The sequence below is a fragment of the Streptomyces sp. NPDC007162 genome, assembly GCF_040634175.1.
Classification (GTDB): domain Bacteria; phylum Actinomycetota; class Actinomycetes; order Streptomycetales; family Streptomycetaceae; genus Streptomyces.
Genome location: NZ_JBEYFC010000019.1, coordinates 21540 through 37745, shown reverse-complemented (window position 1 = coordinate 37745; position 16206 = coordinate 21540). Strand labels below are relative to the sequence as shown.

General features: G+C 71.3%; 16 protein-coding genes and 2 pseudogenes. 8 read left to right on the top strand and 10 right to left on the bottom strand.

All coding sequences use genetic code 11. The features are described 5' to 3' along the window. The 5 genes and pseudogenes from ABZ646_RS04240 to ABZ646_RS04220 all read right to left on the bottom strand — a co-directional run. A pseudogene (locus tag ABZ646_RS04240) lies at nt 1-203 on the bottom strand (NADH-quinone oxidoreductase subunit C); the annotation flags it as partial. Beyond that, nucleotides 200-868, bottom strand: coding sequence for a toll/interleukin-1 receptor domain-containing protein (locus tag ABZ646_RS04235; protein ID WP_360512760.1), 669 nt, complete (start codon nt 866-868; stop codon nt 200-202). The gene ABZ646_RS04235 and the pseudogene ABZ646_RS04240, both read right to left, overlap by 4 nt. Nucleotides 869-1167: 299 nt before the next feature. Further along, nucleotides 1168-2226, bottom strand: coding sequence for a hypothetical protein (locus ABZ646_RS04230; protein ID WP_360512766.1), 1059 nt, complete (start codon nt 2224-2226; stop codon nt 1168-1170). 66 nt (nt 2227-2292) lie between these two features. Continuing rightward, nucleotides 2293-2484: pseudogene (locus ABZ646_RS04225) on the bottom strand (helix-turn-helix transcriptional regulator); the annotation flags it as partial. Between the two features lie 62 nt (nt 2485-2546). Next, nucleotides 2547-2999 carry an HIT family protein gene (locus ABZ646_RS04220; protein WP_360512759.1) on the bottom strand — a complete coding sequence of 151 codons (453 nt, stop codon included), beginning with the start codon at nt 2997-2999 and terminating at the stop codon, nt 2547-2549. A 209-nt stretch (nt 3000-3208) separates the two neighbouring features. On the opposite strand from ABZ646_RS04220, the gene ABZ646_RS04215 reads away from it, so the two are divergent. Together ABZ646_RS04215 and ABZ646_RS04210 are read left to right on the top strand one after the other, a co-directional pair. Next, a complete protein-coding gene (locus tag ABZ646_RS04215; protein WP_360512757.1) occupies nt 3209-3460 on the top strand; it encodes a hypothetical protein in 252 nt (83 codons plus the stop codon). A gap of 12 nt (nt 3461-3472) precedes the next feature. Next, entirely contained in the window at nt 3473-4657 is a 1185-nt protein-coding gene (locus tag ABZ646_RS04210) for an SPFH domain-containing protein (RefSeq protein ID WP_360512755.1), read from the top strand. A 34-nt stretch (nt 4658-4691) separates the two neighbouring features. Here ABZ646_RS04210 and ABZ646_RS04205 read toward each other — a convergent pair whose 3' ends face one another. Then, complete coding sequence (locus ABZ646_RS04205) at nt 4692-5240, bottom strand: GNAT family N-acetyltransferase (protein WP_360512753.1); 549 nt, start codon at nt 5238-5240, stop codon at nt 4692-4694. Nucleotides 5241-5438: 198 nt separating this feature from the next. Here ABZ646_RS04205 and ABZ646_RS04200 point away from each other — a divergent pair, with 198 nt between their 5' ends. Next, nucleotides 5439-5648 carry a tautomerase family protein gene (locus tag ABZ646_RS04200; RefSeq protein WP_360512751.1) on the top strand — a complete coding sequence of 70 codons (210 nt, stop codon included), beginning with the start codon at nt 5439-5441 and terminating at the stop codon, nt 5646-5648. Nucleotides 5649-5771: 123 nt separating this feature from the next. Beyond that, nucleotides 5772-6788, top strand: a complete 1017-nt coding sequence (locus ABZ646_RS04195; protein ID WP_360512749.1) for an SPFH domain-containing protein — start codon at nt 5772-5774, stop codon at nt 6786-6788. Here the strand turns inward: ABZ646_RS04195 and ABZ646_RS04190 are convergent. Further along, complete coding sequence (locus ABZ646_RS04190) at nt 6733-7935, bottom strand: MFS transporter (RefSeq protein ID WP_360512748.1); 1203 nt, start codon at nt 7933-7935, stop codon at nt 6733-6735. The two genes, ABZ646_RS04195 and ABZ646_RS04190, sit on opposite strands and share 56 nt — an antisense overlap. Before the next feature lie 112 nt (nt 7936-8047). On the opposite strand from ABZ646_RS04190, the gene ABZ646_RS04185 reads away from it, so the two are divergent. From ABZ646_RS04185 to ABZ646_RS04175, 3 genes are all read left to right on the top strand, one after another. Then, the gene (locus tag ABZ646_RS04185) at nt 8048-9034 is read left to right on the top strand and encodes a helix-turn-helix domain-containing protein (protein WP_360512746.1); all 987 of its coding nucleotides are present in this window, start codon (nt 8048-8050) and stop codon (nt 9032-9034) included. 104 nt (nt 9035-9138) lie between these two features. Further along, the gene (locus ABZ646_RS04180; protein WP_360512744.1) at nt 9139-9645 is read left to right on the top strand and encodes a glutathione peroxidase; all 507 of its coding nucleotides are present in this window, start codon (nt 9139-9141) and stop codon (nt 9643-9645) included. Between the two features lie 68 nt (nt 9646-9713). Continuing rightward, nucleotides 9714-10619, top strand: a complete 906-nt coding sequence (locus tag ABZ646_RS04175) for a MerR family transcriptional regulator (protein ID WP_360512742.1) — start codon at nt 9714-9716, stop codon at nt 10617-10619. A 131-nt stretch (nt 10620-10750) separates the two neighbouring features. Here the strand turns inward: ABZ646_RS04175 and ABZ646_RS04170 are convergent, their stop codons facing one another. The 3 genes from ABZ646_RS04170 to ABZ646_RS04160 all read right to left on the bottom strand — a co-directional run bounded on the left by ABZ646_RS04170 (nt 10751) and on the right by ABZ646_RS04160 (nt 13047). Then, on the bottom strand, nt 10751-10942 hold the full coding sequence (locus tag ABZ646_RS04170) for a DUF397 domain-containing protein (protein ID WP_358973975.1): 192 nt from the start codon (nt 10940-10942) through the stop codon (nt 10751-10753). Between the two features lie 202 nt (nt 10943-11144). Beyond that, on the bottom strand, nt 11145-12002 hold the full coding sequence (locus ABZ646_RS04165) for a helix-turn-helix transcriptional regulator (protein WP_360512740.1): 858 nt from the start codon (nt 12000-12002) through the stop codon (nt 11145-11147). 292 nt (nt 12003-12294) lie between these two features. Then, complete coding sequence (locus ABZ646_RS04160) at nt 12295-13047, bottom strand: GPP34 family phosphoprotein (RefSeq protein WP_132891559.1); 753 nt, start codon at nt 13045-13047, stop codon at nt 12295-12297. Nucleotides 13048-13224: 177 nt separating this feature from the next. Here ABZ646_RS04160 and ABZ646_RS04155 point away from each other — a divergent pair, with 177 nt between their 5' ends. Beyond that, nucleotides 13225-16116: a D-alanyl-D-alanine carboxypeptidase gene (locus tag ABZ646_RS04155; RefSeq protein ID WP_360512738.1), complete on the top strand. Its 2892-nt coding sequence runs from the start codon at nt 13225-13227 to the stop codon at nt 16114-16116. Nucleotides 16117-16206 lie beyond the last annotated feature (90 nt).

Here is a 16206-nt window from a genome sequence, read left to right as displayed (position 1 = left end):
TCCTGCGCGCCGGCCCGCCCGCCGTCCGGCTCGGCCGCTGCCCCGCCGGCTGCCGGATCGCCGGCCGGCGGGGCTTCCCCGTCGCGCACGCCCTCCCCTCCTTCGGGCGCCCGGTCCGGCTCAGTGGTGGCCGGGGCCCCGGCGGCGGGCTCCGGGGGCTGCGGAGGTTCCGGCACGGGAGTCTCCGCTGGCTGGTCGCTCATGCCGGCCGCCTTCCCTTCCCGTTCCCGTCCCGCAGTTCCGCGTGCTCGTTGTAGACGGGGTCGTAGCCGACCGCGCTGCGGGTGATCTTCGCGTTGGCGAAGGCTCCGTCCGTCTCGCGCTTCCGCTCGGTCCCGCGCTCCTTGTCGCGCTTCTTTCCGGGCTTCTTCTCCGGTGTCCTCGCCGCCTTCTTCGCCGCCTTCTTCGCGGGCACGTACTCCTGGACGACGTCGATGAGGGTGCTGAGGTCGTGGTGCGCGTAGCCCTCGCGCAGGGGCTGGACCTGCCGGTCGGCGAGACCTACGAGGGCCGGCGGGAGTTTCTTCGCCTTGGGGAGTTCCGAGTCGAGCAGTACCGGAATGACGACCTTGTGCAGTGCGAGGGCGGTCGCGATCTCGTCGTGGACGTAGTCCTTCGGCACGTCGAGCCTGCGCATTCCGGTCTCCTCGTCGCGAATGTCGAGCCAGTGAGGTCCGATCAGGGAGAGGAAAACGATGCACGACTCGAGTTCCCGACGGAGATGGTCGGGAAAATCCGTTCCCGGCCGCATGGACCGGCGGTCCCTGAACACGTTTTCCTCGCCGAAGACGTCGACGAGCCGTTCGTCGACGAGTTCAGGGGCTCGCCCACCGTCACCCGTCCTGTAGTTGATGAAGATTTTCGCCATCGGGTGACTCCTCACTAGTGGTGCGCAGAGCACTTACGCCTGCCGACGGCAGAGCGGACAACACGCTTGTTTCTGGCGAGATTTTCAGCCTGGGAAGGGTGGGTCAATGCGTTTCCCCGGCCCATTGCCCGGGGAAACGGAACACCCGTCCGGGGGCGGAGAAGAAGCGGGACAGCAGGCGGCAGCGCGTTTCCCGCAGGACCACCGCACGGAACAGTGAGTCACCGTTCCGTTTCGACCGGTGACGGACAAGGGCGGAACCGGCCAGGGATGCCCCGCCCGGGAGGAGGGCGCGGTGGTCAGCCGTCCGTGACGTGCAGGGCCTCCGCGATACGGCCGGCGGCGAGCCGGGCGTCGGGGTCGCGCGGCCAGCGGTTGAGCCGGCGCCCCAGCCGCTGGAGATCGGCGCGGATCGTGGCCGAGTCGACCACCGAGACCGAGGACGTCACCGCCTCGACCACGGCACAGGCGGGTTTCAGTTCGCCGGCCTCGGCGAGGGCCAGCGCGAGCCGCGCCGCGTACCGGGCCCTCGCCCTGCGGGCCCGGGTCGGGACGGCGTCGAGGCTGCCCTCCAGACGGCCCACCGCCTCGGCCGTACGCCCGAGGTCGTGCAGGCACCAGCCCGTGACGAAGTCGGCGAGTCCGGCGAGGTGCATGCTGCCGATCACCGGTTCGGCGCCCGCGGCCGACGGATCCGCCCCGGCGCCTCGGGACGCCTGGGTCATGAGGGCGGCGGCCCGGTCCAGGGCCCGGAAGCACGCGGCGTCCTCCCCCAGCAGAGCGTGTCCCTGTGCCCGGCGCTGCGCGGCGAGGCCCCGTATACGGCTGCTGTGCGACCGCTCCTCGGCGATGCGCGCGTACTCCACGGTGGCCCGGCCGTCCATCCGGTACAGCGCGACATCGGCCCGCCGCACCAGGGTGTAGGCGGCGAACTCGGTGTCACCGCCCGCGTCGGCCAGGGCCACGGCGCGGTCGGTCCACCACAGGGCGGCCTTCTCGTCACCGGCCTCCTGCGTCATCCACCCGGTGTACTCGGCGTACCGGGCGGCCAGCCGCAGGGCCGCCTCCCGGTCGGCTCCGTGCGAGGCACCGGCGGCGAGGCCGCGCAACGCGTTCATCGCCGTGACGAGGATCTGGGTGACGACCACGGGACCGAAGGACTGCCCCAGGTTGCGGCACTCGGCGAACAGGGACGAGAAGTGGGTGAGCGCCTGCCTGCATTCGACGTCGAACACCGAGGAGGACGCCAGCCGCCAGGACATCGCCCCCGGCGTCACCGAGGAATCGGCGAGCGCCTTCTCGTCGTAGGCGACGAAGTCGTTTCCGTGGTCGACCGACAGCCGGAGCACCCACGGCATCGACCACTCGGTCGGCGCTTCGGGTGCGGCGAGTCCCGGGCGGTCCCGCGTCGGAAGCAAGGCGGTCAGTTCGCCGTCCGCCTTCAGGGCCCGGTCGCACGCACGAGCGAAATCCGGACTGGGATTCTTGTATCCCCGTTCGACCTTGCTCAAATGCGCTTTCGAATAACTGATGAGCCGAGCAAGATCATCGAGCGACCGACCGGATGCGACGCGGCGTTTGCGTAACTCGGTGCCAAAAGAAATCGCCTGCACCATGCCCCCCTTCGGGAGCGGAAGTTCAAGACAGACTCCCGCATCCCCGCAGTAATACTCACCTTTTATCCAATGACCGATGGCTGAAACACAGGGGGCCCGGCGGAATCATGACGTTCCGGCCCGGTCGCCCAGGGCAGCGCGAGTCCGTCCCGATGGCGACGGGGCAGGAGGTGCAGATGCAGATGGAATACCGACTGTGTGGCAAGTGTGCCGCGTGAGGTAATGATGTTGCACGCACCGAATTCGGCCGCCAGTTCGGCGGCACGGCGCATGGTGGTCGCCGACACGGCCGGATCCACCCCGACGTCGGCGACATGCGTCTTGGGAATGACCAGCGTGTGGCCCGCGGTGACCGCGGACAGCGGCACGATGGCCAGGGAGTCCGGCCACTGCCGGACCACTCGGGCCGGAGCACGGCCGGCCACGATGGCGCAGAACGGGCAGCCCTCGGACGACGCCGCCCGGCCGGTCTCCAGGAGTCTGCCGCCGGGGACGTCGTTCGCTTCTGTCGTCACGTTCTGCTTCCTCGGCTTCCGCGTCGTACCTGGAGCCCGGCTGATCTCCGGCCACGCCGCAAGACATACCCGGGGCGCACCCGGCCGAACAGACGGCCGTGCCGCGCTCGCGGAAGTGGGAGAGGCTTGGGGCGCACCGGGCGTTGGGTACCGGCGTCACTGGGTCTATCGTCGGAATCACGAGGCCAGGGCGAGGAGGACGGTCGGTGATGCCGCAGGATGAGGCCGTGATCGGCTGCACGGGGAAGGTTCTCATCGGAACGCGTGGTTCCGGTGGCCCCGGTGAAGTCCTGGTACGGGTCCGGGGCGGTTCGGAGACGTTCCTCGCCTGGTCGGAGGAGCCCCTGCCCGTGGGTGCGACCGTGCTCGTGATCGAATCACGGGGATGCCGAGAGGTCGGCGTCATCGAGTGGGTGGATCCATTGGACGCGCTCGGCGGGGACACCGCCGAGGCCGGCTGAGGAGTAACAGGAATGTTCGGATACCGCGTTCCCGCTCCCGACGAGGCGATGTTGATCTCGGGGGGCAGGCGGGGACTGGGGGGCGCGCCGTTCCGAGTGGTCACGGGGCACGGGAAGTTCGTGCTGCCGGTCTTCAGGAAGGTCCGGTTCCTGACCCTGTCCATGTGCGAGTCCGAGGTCACCGAGACCTGTGTGACCAGACAGGGCATCGCGCTGCACGTCCGCGCGGTCATCGCCTTCAAGGTCGGCAACGACCACGAGAGCATCATCAACGCGGGCCAGCGCTTCCTGTCCGACCAGGAGCAGATGTCGGTGCTGACCGGCCGCATCTTCGCCGGGCACCTGCGCGCCATCATCGGCTCGATGACCGTCGAGGAGATCGTCACCGAGCGGCAGAAGCTCGCCGCGGAGGTGCTGGACACCTCGAAGACGGAGATGGCGAAGATCGGCCTGATCGTCGACTCCCTGCAGATCCAGTCCATCGACGACGGCGACACCGGCTACATCGACGCCATGTCCGCGCCGCACAAGGCCGCCATCCAGCGGCAGGCGCAGATCGCCCAGGCGCAGGCCACCCAGGCCGCGGTCGAGGCGGAGCAGGCGGCGGCCCGCAAGCAGGCCGAGTACGCCCGCCAGACCGCCGTCGTCAAGGCCGAGTACTCGGCCGAGGTGGACCGCGCCCAGGCGCAGGCCGGGCAGGCCGGGCCGCTGGCGCAGGCGCATGCCCAGCAGGAGGTGCTCGCCGCCCAGACCGAGCTGGCCCAGCGCCAGGCCAAGCTGCGCCAGCAGCAGCTGGTCGCCGAGGTGGTGAAGCCCGCCGAGGCCGAGGCCGAGCGGGTGAGGATCCTCGCGGCGGCCGAGGCGCAGCGGATGAAGATCCAGGCGGAGGCCGCGGCGTCGTACGACCGGGTCGCCCTCGACCGGATGCTGATCGACCAGCTCCCGCAGATCGTGAAGGAGGCCGCGGGCGGTCTCGCCGGCGCCAACGTCAACGTCCTCAACGGCGCGGACGGGCTCGGCGAGATCGCCGCCGGCCTCGTCTCCCAGGGCCTGACGATCCTCGACTCGGTGCGGCAGAACCTGGGCGGCCCGGACTCCGACGGCCACCGGTCCGAGGACGGCAAGGGCAGCGGCGTGCTGCAACTGCCCGGCGGCAAGGGGAAGAAGTCGGACGACGGCCCGGTGGACGTCGACTGAAGCCCGGCTGGGAGGGGCCGCCCGGCCGTCGCTGTCAGCGGTGGCGGGCCGGTCCCGTGGCCCGGTACTCCGAGGCGAGCAGGCCGTAGCAAAGGTCGTCGGTCCACTCCCCCTTCATCCAGGTGCTCTGGAGGAGGTGGCCCTCACGGCGGAAGCCGACGCGCTCCAGGAGGTTCGCGGAGCGGACGTTGCGTGCGTCGCAGGCGGCCGAGACGCGGTGCAGTCCCTCCTCCAGGAGCAGGAACTCCACCACCCGGGTCACCGCCTCGGTGGCGTACCCGCGCCCCTGGAACGCCGGGTCGAACGTGAAGCCCAGTTCGGCCTGGCGCCCGTCCTCGTCACGGCGCACCCCGACATCGCCGATCAGCCCCGGTGTGTCCCGCAGTCGGACGGCGTACTGGAACCAGCCCGGGGCCCGGGGGTCTCCCGCCGAGAACCGGGCCACGAGCCGTTCGGCCTCCGCCGCCGGTACCGGCGCCACCCAGGACTGATACCGGCTCACGTCCGGATCCGACCGGTACGCCGCCAGCGCCGGCGCGTCCTGCGGCCCGAACCTCCGCAACAGCAGCCTCGCCGTCTCCATGCCCGCGCTCCCTCGCTGTTCCTCCGCCAGATTCACCCCGTGAACCACCCTCTGAGCCACCGTCTGATCCACCGCCTGGTTCGCTGTCTGATCCACCGGCCTCATCTCGTCACCTCCCGAGTCCGTCAAGTCCGTTCCGTGGGCGTCGTCGACAGCAAGGCTCGCAGGGGGGGCCGAGGTGTGGGGGCCGGGGTCGTCATGATCCAGATCTTCACCCAGGCCGGCCGCTCGACCGAGGTGAAGCAGAAGCTGTACGGCGCGATCGCCGCGTCGCCGGCGGAGGTCGGTGTCGCCGGGGAGGACGTGTTCATCGGCTACGTCGAGAACACCGCGGCCGACTGGTCCTTCGGCTTCGGCCGCGCCCAGTACGTCGAGGGCGAACTGGGCATCCCCGGCGCGGCGGCCTGAGCCGACCGGGCCTCGCTTTCTTTGCACACTCCTGACGCCCGGGGCCGCATCCGGGCGGGCTTGGCCGGTGTCGTTGTACTTGCCGGATTCTTGTCCGGGTCACGTCGAGAACGGAGTGTGCCCATGGACGGCGCCGTTGTAGGGGTCGTACTGGTGGTCGCGGCGGTACTGCTCGTGCTGCGCAGCGGGATGCGGGTGGTCAACCAGGTCGAGCGCGGGGTCGTGTTCCGGTGGGGCAAGGCGCTGCCGGGGTACCGGCAGCCGGGCGTCACCTTCCTCATCCCCTTCGCCGACCGGATGCGCAAGATGAACGTCCAGGTCGTCACCATGCCGGTGCCCACGCAGGAGGGCATCACCAAGGACAACGTGTCGGTGAAGGTGGACGCCGTCGTCTACTTCCGGGTGACCGACCCGGTGCGCGCGGCCATCGAGGTGCAGGACTACATCTTCGCCGTCGGCCAGGTCGCCCAGTCCTCGCTGCGTTCCATCATCGGCAAGAGCGACCTGGACGACCTGCTGACCGACCGGGAACGGCTGCACGAGGGGCTGGCCCTGATGATCGACAGCCCGGCCGCGGCGTGGGGCGTCCACATCGACCGCGTCGAGATCAAGGACGTACAGCTGCCGGAGTCGCTGAAGCGGTCCATGTCCCGGCAGGCCGAGGCCGAACGGGAGCGGCGGGCCCGGGTCATCACGGCGGACGGCGAGTTCCAGGCCGCGCAGCAGCTCGCCAACGCCTCCCGGATCATGTCCGACACCCCCGAGGCGATGCAGCTGCGGCTGCTGCAGACCGTCGTCGAGGTCGCCGCCGAGAAGAACTCCACGCTGGTGATGCCCTTCCCGGTCGAGTTGCTGCGCTACTTCGACCGGGCGGCCAAGCGGCTCGGCCAGGAGGTCGAGAAGAACGACCGGGAGGCGGCCGTGCCGGACGAGGCGGACGGGCGGGCCGCGCTCAGGACGGGGATCGAACAGATCGCCGCCGTCGCCGACAAGTTCGCCCCGGCCACGGAGGTCGCGGCCGCGGAAACCCCGGCCGCGATCACGTCCGCGGAGACCACGGCCGCGGACACCACAGCCGGGGAGATCACGGCCCCGAGGGAGCCGGCACCGGAGCAGTCCGGTGCTGCCGAGCGGCCGTAGCCAGCAGCAGCGTCACGGCGAGCGACGCGCCCGCCACCAGTGTCATCGCGTCGGCGGGCGAGGTGAGTTGAGCCACCGAGCCCGCCAGCGTGGCGGCCACGCCCTGCATGGTCAGCATGCCTGCCGAGTGCAACCCGAGGGCGTGGCCGCTGAGTTCGTCCGGCGTCAGTTTCATCAGCCGCTCCTGCTGGACCAGGCTCGCGCCGAAGCCGACGGAGGCGACGGCGGCGCAGCCCGCGGCGAGCGCCGGCGCCGGATGCAGGAAGAAGACCAGGTAGGGGGTGGCCAGGAGCAGCAGGAGCGGGGTCGCGAGACGGGTGCGGACGGCGGGCGGGAGCAGCCGGCCGACGGTCAGGTCACCGGCCAGCATGCCGAGGGCCGCGCAGGCGAAGAGGGTGCCGGCCGACTTCGGGGCGTACGACACGTACAGCGACTCGCAGCCGACCACCAGGCCGTTGGGCAGCCACAGGCCCAGATAGGTGAGCCGGCGCGGACGGGACGACCACAGCAGGGCGTTGGTGCGCCAGGTCGCCGCGACGGAGGGGCGGCCCGCGGCACGGGGTGGGCGGGCGCTCAGGCCGAGGCGGACCACGACGGCGGCCGTCAGGTAGAGGGCGGCGGCGAGCAGCAGGCAGGTGCGCGGGGAGACGGTGGCGAGCAGCGCGCCGCCGGTGGCGTAACCGGCGATCTGCACCAGCCCGCTCATCATGTTGAACAGCGAACGCCCCGGCAGGTAGCCGTCCTTGGTGAGGATCTCGTTCAGCAGCCCCCAGCGGACCCCACCGCCCAGCGCGGCGACCAGGCCGAGCAGCAGGACGCCGGCGAGCAGCACGGCGGGCGCAAGACCGGGCAGCGCCATGGCCGCGGTGGCGACGGCGAAGGTGAGGGAGATCGCCGCGAGGGTGGTGCGGGGCGGCAGCCGGTCGGCGCCGGAGAGCAGGAAGGTCGCGCCGAGCACCTGGGCGAGCGAGGGGCCGAACATGCTGAGCGCGGAGAGCAGCGGGGAGCCGGTGCTGCGGTAGACGAGCGTGCCGAGGGCGAGGCCGCCGACGGTGCTGCCGGCGTTGTGGGCGGCGGAGCCGAGGAAGAGAGGGGTGAACTCGGCGGTGCGGAACAGGGATCGGTAACCGGTGGGTGGAGTGGGCATGGTCGGGAGTCTCGGGGGAGGCTGAAGCGGGCGTTATTGTTTCTCGTGAGCGCGAAAGGTTCCCGGTGCCCACGGGGCCGCCGCGAGCGGCTCCGACACCGGGGAGACCTCCATGGGCTGGTGGGAGCTGAACGCGGACACGCTCGCCCGCAGCCGGTTCGTGCTGTCGCCGCTCGCCGAGACCTTCGCGAGCCTCAGGCTGCTGCATGTGCGCGAGCCCGCCCACCCGGGCGAGCGGCGCTGGCTGGACGCGTATCTGCCCGCGTACCGGGCGCGGCTCGCCGCCGACCCCGTCACCGCGCTGCTCGTCCGGGCCGGGCTCGGCCGGGAGTGGATCGCCGACTTCCTCACCCCCGCACCGCGCGACGGGGAGAGTGCGCAGGCGGGTATCGCGCGGGTGGGGGCGGCCCCTGCGGACGCCGCCCGCGCACACCTGCGGGTCTCCCTCGGCGGCCCCCTCCCCGCCGCCCTGGACCGCGACGACCTGCCCGGCCGCGCCGCGGAGTTGCTGACGTGGGTGTGGGAGACGGGCGTACGGCCCGACTGGGACCGTCGGCGGCGGATCCTGGAGGCGGACGTGGTGGCCAGGACCGCGCAGGTCAGCCGGGGCGGCTGGGCCGAGGTGCTGGACTCGCTGCGGCCGGGCCGGACCCGCTGGCTGGGCTCCAACCGGCTCCAGGTCAATCTGCACGAGTATCCGCCGCGCGCGATCTCCGGCGCGGATCTCCTGCTGGTCCCGGTCACGCCGAAGTCCGGTTGGGTGTCCTGGGAGGAGCCGGACCGTTACGCCCTGGTCTACTCCTGTGCCGGTGCCCTCGCCGACCCCACCGCGCAGCAGGTCCCGGCCGCCCTGACGGCGCTGCTGGGGGCCGCCCGTGCCGGGGTGCTGGTGCTGCTGGGCGCGCCGATGAGCACGACCCAGCTGACCGCGGTGACCGGGCAGGGGCTGGGTTCGGTCGGCCGGCATCTGAAGGTGCTGCTGGACGCGGGGCTGGTGGAGCGGCGGCGGGCCGGGCGGTCGGTGCTGTACTCGCGGACGGTGGCGGGTGACGCGGTCGTCGAGGCCGGGAACCGGTCCGGCGACCGGTGCCGGACCTGACGGAGCCGGTGCGGTGGAAGCGGTGCTTGAACGCCCGCTTCACTGGTTGATGATGGAAGCCGGTCCGCCCCGTCGGCGTACCGGCTCACCTCGAAGGAGATCTGATGACGACTGCTGAGAACAACGGGTCCGTGCTCGACGTGGAGATCGGTGCGCTGCAGGGCGGTTCCGCCGACCTGAGCCGCTATGCCGGCCAGGCCGTGCTCATTGTCAACGTGGCCTCCAAGTGCGGTCTGACCCCGCAGTACGGCGGCCTGGAGAAGCTCCAGGAGCAGTACGCGGCGCAGGGCTTCACCGTGCTCGGGGTGCCCTGCAACCAGTTCATGGGCCAGGAGCCGGGCAGCGCCGAGGAGATCGCGGAGTTCTGCTCGGCGACGTACGGCGTGACCTTCCCGATGACCGAGAAGGTCGAGGTGAACGGGGAGGGTCGGCATCCGCTCTACGACCGCCTGGTCGGGTTCGCCGACGGCGAGGGGCACACCGGGGACATCCGGTGGAACTTCGAGAAGTTCCTGATCGGCCGCGACGGCCAGGTCGCCGCCCGGTTCTCGCCGCAGACCGAGCCGGGGTCGGCGGAGGTGGTGGCGGCGGTGGAGGCCGCCCTCGCCTGACCCCGGGTTGACCTTGCCCCTGGGGCAGGGACGAGCCTCCTGGTCGCCGGGCGGAACCGATCCGCCCGGTGACGGAGGATGCGGCCGCGAAGGACGTGGAGGACGCCGTGGACGAGGAACTGCTCACGATCGGCGCGTTCGCGGCGCGCTCCCGGCTCTCGGCGAAGGCCCTGCGGCTGTACGACCGGCTCGGGCTGCTGGCCCCGGCGCACGTCGACGAGGCGACCGGCTACCGCTACTACCGCGCCGGCCAGGTCGAGCGCGCCCGGCTGGTGGCGCTGCTGCGTCGGCTGGACATGCCGCTGGCCGGGATCGCCGAGGTGGTGGCGGCGCCGGACGGGGACACGGCCGCCGGGCTGCTGGCCGCCTACTGGGCGGACGTGGAGCAGCGGATCGCCGGGCAGCGGACCCTTGCCGCCTACCTCCGTGGACAGCTTTCCGGGAGGAGTTCACAGATGGGTGAGTCGTTCGCGGTGGAGACGACGGAGGTGCCCGCGCAGGTGGTGATCACCGAGACGCGGCACACGCTGGCGGACGAGCTGCCGGCCTGGATCGGCGCCTCGCTGGGGCGCCTTGAGGCGGCGGCACGTGAGTGCGGGGGTGTGACCGGGTCGCCGTTCGTCGTGTACCACGCGGAGGTGTCCCTGGAGAGCGACGGCCCGGCCCAGGCCTGTGTCCCGGTGGCGGACGAGGCGGCGGCCCGGGCGTGGGCGGAGCGGCACGGGCGGGCCTGGGAGACGGAGGTGCGCGTCGAGCCGGCGCGTACGCTGGCGTACACCCGGATCCGCAAGGCACAGGTGGCCAATCCGCAGATCATGGCGGCCTTCGAGGCGGTGGAGCGGTGGGTCGCCGGGCAGGACGGGTGGTCGTACGACGGCCCGTGCCGGGAGGTCTACTTCGCGGACTGGGACGCGGCGGGGCCGGAGGACCCGGTGTGCGACGTCGCCTTCCCGGTCCGCCGTTCGGACGACTGACAGCCGACGGCTGACGGGCACAAGCCGAGCCCCCTCGGCAAGGACGGCGAACTGGTCGAGAGGGCTCTGTGCGTGACGCCTGTGCAGTTGTCGTAGCCGGATGCGTGAGCGGTGGGTCAGGGAATGCCCCCCTACGCCTTGACCGAGGCCACGAAGGTGTTCCAGGCGGTGGCCGGGAACGCGAGGACCGGGCCCTCCTCGACCTTGGAGTCGCGTACGGCGAGTCCTGCGGTCGTCGGCGACTTGACCTCGACGCACGCCCCGTTCCCTGCGGAATAGGAGGACTTCGTCCACGTCTCCGTGGCGCCCTGAAGCAGTGCCATGTCCACTCCTGTAGCGAGTTGCTGTGGTGCTTGCTGTAGTGCGATTCACGCCAACCTTTCTGACCGGTTGGCGTGATCGACGCTACTAGGCAACTTCCCCACCTGGAGTACCCGTTCACTCGACCGGATGGCATATTCCACTGGAGACTTCCGCTGGAGCGTGTCCTCCGTGTACTATCCGGCGCTCACAGCTTGAGAGAGCTCAACGGGCGTACTCCTTGGCCGCGTCGGCGATGATCTGCCGGGACTGCTCGACGTTCAGCGACTGCGCGCGCAGGTGCTCGTACATCACGGCGTACTTCTGCACGTCGTGGGCCTTCTCCAGGTACAGGTCGCTGGTGACGCCCTCCAGGTAGACGACGCTGGAGTCGGCGGTGTCGGCGAACTCCAGGATCGCGTACTGGCCGGTGACGCCGGGATGGGCGCCGCACTCGAAGGGCAGCACCTGGACGGTGATGTGCGGCCGCTGGGACATCTCGATGAGGTACTCCAACTGCTCGCGCATCACCAGCCTGTTGCCGACCAGGCGGCGCAGCGCGGCCTCGTCGAGGACCACCCAGAGCCGAAGGGGGTTGTTCTCCGCGGTGATACGTTCCTGTCGGCGCATCCGGACCTGGACCCGCTTCTCGATGTCGGCGGCGGAGGTCTCCGGCAACGCGCCCTGCACCAGGGCCTCGGCGTACGCCCTGGTCTGCAACAGGCCCGTGACCAACTGGGGTTCGTACACCCGCAGCGACTCCGCGTCCGTCTCCAGGCCGATGTAGACGCTGTACGGGATGTCGCCGAACGCGTGCCACCAGCCCTGCTGCCGCGAATCCCTGGCCATCTCCATCAGGGACTCGACGACCCGCTGGTCCTCGACCTCGTACACCCCGCACAGGTCGCGGACGTCACGCTGGCTGATGCTCCGGCGCCCGTTCTCCAGCCGGCTGATCTTCGACTGGGAGACGAGCAGCCGCTCGGCGACTTCCTCCGCCGTCATGCCCTTGAGCTCACGGAGCCTGCGCAGCTCCTGGCCCAGCCGGCGCCGCCTGACGGTGGGATTGACATTGGACGCCACGGGACGTGCACCTCCGGCTGCCTGCCTGTAACTACCACTTTGCGTATCTGCTGTTGAGCAGACTGCCACCAAGGTGCTTCCTACCGCTGGGAAACACCGGATATGCGGCGCGTACGCGTCAGTTCGGGCACGTTCCGGATGCTCCGGGCCCGGGCCACGGAGACGGCCGAGCGGGACGGCGTGGCACGCACTGCCGCGTGTGCCACGCCGCCCCGCTCGGACCAGCGGCTCCCGAACCGGGTCTCAGGGGTGCTGCGTCGGTGCTGAGTTGCTGCCAGTTGCCGCCTGTCGCTCAGTGCACCACGGCGCGTGCCATCGCGCCTCGGCGCGGCTGCATCGGAACACCGCGTGCGGGTTCCGGCGCACCGGGCCTGGGGCCCGGACCGGCCGGAGCCGGCGCCTGGTTGCGGCGTGGCTGAGCGCCCGCGCCGTTCTGCACGTCCATGACGGCGTGGGCCACGAGCCCGCCCATCGGGTCGTGCCGGATCAGATCCCGCAGCCTGGAACGAGAGGACCGCCCCTCGTTGCCCGGATACAGGTGCTTGCCGAGGCCGACCGCGTGGGCCAGGGCGGCGAGCGCCGCGGTCCGCGGGTCCGGCGGTACGCCGGTGCGGATCGCCGAGTCCAGCCGGCCACGGATCTCCCGGGTGACGGCGTTGTCCGTCGCCTGGTAGCGAGTGGTCGGCAGCACCCCGCACATCTGGCCCGCTACGGCGGCGACCATGCCGCACCGTTCGAGATGCGAGAGGTAGACCTGACGGAGCCCCAGGCGGGGTCCGCCGATCCAGTGCACAGCCCGCACGGGAGCGCCACGCCTTCGCAGCAACTCCAACGCGCAGTCCAAAGTCGGATCTCCAGTCGGCCGTGGCTGCACCACGGCGATACGATCCCCGTCTGGGGCTATCCGTCCGGCCAGCGCCAGCTCCACTAGCTGTGCTCCGGCCAGACCGAGGTCGAGCGACTGCGGCTGCGCAGTGGTACCCGTGGCCGGGTCCAGTGCCAGCAGCAGAAGCTCCTCCGGAAGTGTTCTGCGGCTCCTGCCCATCCATGCCTCCCCGCGTGGATGAATGACAGGGTGACCCCTCTCACATTGGTCTGTCGAGGGTGCGTGACCGGTTCGTAAGGGAACCGGTAGGTATGTCGTTCTCGTCTACGCCAGGGGTTAAGCCCGCACACAGGACACTGGTACATGGTTCGGACAGCGCACGGAGACGTGCGAAGCGTGGAGGAGGCATCGGTGGCGGGCGAGTCCCCCGACAGGTCGAAGCAGCGCGAGTCGTCGGCAGAACCGACGTCGGGGAGCGCGGATTCGGTTCCCGAAGCACGCGATCCGCGGCTGGCGGTGGCCGCCGCGAAGGAGACGGCCGGCGGTGTGGACACCGCCACCCGGGTCTTCTCGGTACGGGACCCGAAGCCGGTCGGCGAGGACGACACGAAGCTCCGCGAGGCGGTGGCGGCGTGGGTGCGCACCTCCGACGAGGACCCGGAGGGGCCGGAGGCGGCCACGGAGCCCGCGGAGGGCGCTGAGCGCCCCCAGGGGGACCGGGAGGCCCCGGGAGCCCCCGGGACCCCGGAGAACGCCGCCGACACCCCCGGCACGGCGCCTGAGGCAACGGCCCCCCCGAAGGACACGGCTGCGCCGGAGGCGGAGCCCGAGGACGCCGAGCCGGAGGACACCCGCCCGGACGGCAAGCCCGAGGCCGACCCCGAGGACGCCAAGCCCGAGGACGCCACGGCGACTTCGCCTGCCGACCCGGAGGACGCGAACCCCGACCCCGGCACGCAGACGGACACCGACCCCGAGGACGCGAAGCCCGAAGCCGCCACGGCGACTTCGCCTGCCGACCCGGAGGACGCGAACCCCGACCCCGGCACGCAGACGGACACCGACCCCGAGGACGCCAAGCCCGAAGCCACGGACCAGGCGGACGCCGAGCCCGAGAACGCGGACCCCGAGGACCGGCCCTCGGCAGACACCGCACCCGAAGCCCCCCAGCCCAAGGGCGACTCCAAGGCCCCGGCCGAACCCGCCGACGCCAAGCCCGACCCCGGCACGCAGACGGACACCGAGCCCGAGGACGCCAAGCCCGAAGCCGACACCGCGCCCGAAGGCGCCGAGTCCGAAGGAGGCGAGGCCAAGGGCGAGTTCACGGCCCCGGTCGAGCCCGAGGACGCCGAGCCGGTGGCCACGGCCGAGCCGGAGGACACCCGCCCGGACGGCAGGCCCGAGGCGCAGCCGGAGGCCGACCCCGAGGACGCCAAACCCGAGGACGCCACGGCGACTTCGCCTGCCGACCCGGAGGACGCGAACCCCGACCCCGGCACGCAGACGGACACCGACCCCGAGGACGCCAAGCCCGAAGCCACGGACCAGGCGGACGCCGAGCCCGAGAACGCGGACCCCGACGACCGGCCCAAGACCGACACCGAGCCCGACGACCGGCCCAAGGCCGAGGCCGGGGTCGAGGGGCGGTCCGAGGTCGGTGTTGCTGACAACGATGGCCGGGGTCAGGGGGAGGGCGTGGATCAGCCCACCACCACGCTCAAGGCCCCGCGCCCGCAGCAGGTCGACCAGCCCACCACCATGCTCAAGCTGGGCGGCGCCGCCAAACCCAGGACCCCCGAGGCGGAAGCCGAGCGCACCAGCAAGTTCGTCGCCCTCAAGTCGGACATAAAGCCGGGTTCGACGTCGGCGGGCAAGCCGGAGAGCAAGCCGGAGGCCGAGCCGGACAGCGGCCCGGAGGACAGGCCCGAGACCGCGTCCACCACCCGTACCTCCGTCATCCCCCAGGTCGGCCCCGAGCGCACCACCCAGCAGCCGCTCCCCCCGAAGCCCCCGCTGGACCTGCTCGCCGAGCTGACCAACACGCCCCGGCCGCCGGAGACCCCGGTCAGGACCGCCGTGCGCCGGGTCAAGATCTGGACGCCCCTGGTCATCGTCCTGCTGATCGTCTTTGCGGTCGCACAGACCCTGCGCCCGCTCCCCCAGCCCACCCTCGACCTCTCCGCGAAGGACACGTACACCTTCGACGGCGGCAAGGTGGACATCCCCTGGCCGGCCGACGGACAGGCCGCCCTCGACGTGCAGGGCATCGGCTCCTTCGGCTCCTCCGGTGATCAGAAGCCGGTGCCGATCGCGAGCGTCGCCAAGGTGATGACCGCGTACATCATCCTGCGCGACCACCCCCTGAAGAGCGGCGCGGCGGGCCCGAAGATAAAGATCGACCAGGCCGCCCAGGACCAGGCGAACGCCGGCCAGGAGTCCACCGTCGACGTGACGGCGGGCGACTCGATCACCCAGCGCGAGGCCCTGGAGTCCATCCTGATCGCCTCGGCGAACAACGTCGCCCGGCTGCTCGCCCGCTGGGACGCCGGCTCCGAGAAGTCGTTCGTGTCGAAGATGAACGCCACGGCGAAGAAGCTCGGCATGACCAACACGACGTACACCGACCCGTCGGGCCTCACGAACTCCACGGTGTCCACCGCCGTGGACCAGGTGAAGCTGGCGAAGGCGGCGATGGCGAGCGAGCCCGCGTTCCGCGAGGTCGCCGCGATGATGTCGTACGACGACTACAAGGGTGTCAACCACGGCAACTGGAACCAGCTGGTCGGCCAGAACAACGTGGTCGGGATCAAGACCGGCACCACCACCTCCGCGCTCGGCAACCTGGTCTTCGCCGCGAAGAAGGACGTGAACGGCGAGACCCGCACGGTCATCGGCGCGGTGATCCGGCAGCCGGCCAACGCGAGCAACGACAACAGCATCCTCAAGGCAGCCCTGAACGCCGGTGACCGGCTGATCCGGGCGGCCCAGGGCGCCCTCAAGTCGGCGACGATCTACAAGAAGGGCGATGTCGTCGGCTACGTGGACGACCGTCTGGGCGGCCGTACCCCGGTGGTGGCGACCAAGGACGTCACCGCCGTCGGCTGGTCGGGGCTGAAGGTGAAGCTGACGTTCGCCGCCGACGACGTCCCGCACACCGCGAAGGCGGGCACCCAGGTCGGCACCCTCACCGTGGGTGACGGTTCCGGTTCCGCCGTCCAGGTCCCGGTCGCCCTGGAGAAGGATCTCGCGGAGCCCGGGTTCGCCGCCAGGCTGACCCGCCTCGGCTGACCCATAACCGGCATTCCGTCACCGCACCCCGCTGATGGCGGCCCACCCCAGGGCCCCGCGGCGGGGTGCGTGCTAGCGTCGCGAATCGGG

Coding starts and splice junctions, on each gene's coding strand:
- ABZ646_RS04205 (WP_360512753.1), bottom strand. CDS start 5,240: ATGGAGACGGCGAGGCTGCTGTTGCGGAGGTTCGGGCCGCAGGACGCG.
- ABZ646_RS04170 (WP_358973975.1), bottom strand. CDS start 10,942: ATGGCACTGCTTCAGGGCGCCACGGAGACGTGGACGAAGTCCTCCTAT.
- ABZ646_RS04190 (WP_360512748.1), bottom strand. CDS start 7,935: ATGCCCACTCCACCCACCGGTTACCGATCCCTGTTCCGCACCGCCGAG.
- ABZ646_RS04160 (WP_132891559.1), bottom strand. CDS start 13,047: ATGGGCAGGAGCCGCAGAACACTTCCGGAGGAGCTTCTGCTGCTGGCA.
- ABZ646_RS04195 (WP_360512749.1), top strand. CDS start 5,772: ATGGACGGCGCCGTTGTAGGGGTCGTACTGGTGGTCGCGGCGGTACTG.
- ABZ646_RS04200 (WP_360512751.1), top strand. CDS start 5,439: ATGATCCAGATCTTCACCCAGGCCGGCCGCTCGACCGAGGTGAAGCAG.
- ABZ646_RS04185 (WP_360512746.1), top strand. CDS start 8,048: ATGGGCTGGTGGGAGCTGAACGCGGACACGCTCGCCCGCAGCCGGTTC.
- ABZ646_RS04210 (WP_360512755.1), top strand. CDS start 3,473: ATGTTCGGATACCGCGTTCCCGCTCCCGACGAGGCGATGTTGATCTCG.
- ABZ646_RS04180 (WP_360512744.1), top strand. CDS start 9,139: ATGACGACTGCTGAGAACAACGGGTCCGTGCTCGACGTGGAGATCGGT.
- ABZ646_RS04235 (WP_360512760.1), bottom strand. CDS start 868: ATGGCGAAAATCTTCATCAACTACAGGACGGGTGACGGTGGGCGAGCC.
- ABZ646_RS04215 (WP_360512757.1), top strand. CDS start 3,209: ATGCCGCAGGATGAGGCCGTGATCGGCTGCACGGGGAAGGTTCTCATC.
- ABZ646_RS04230 (WP_360512766.1), bottom strand. CDS start 2,226: ATGCCGTGGGTGCTCCGGCTGTCGGTCGACCACGGAAACGACTTCGTC.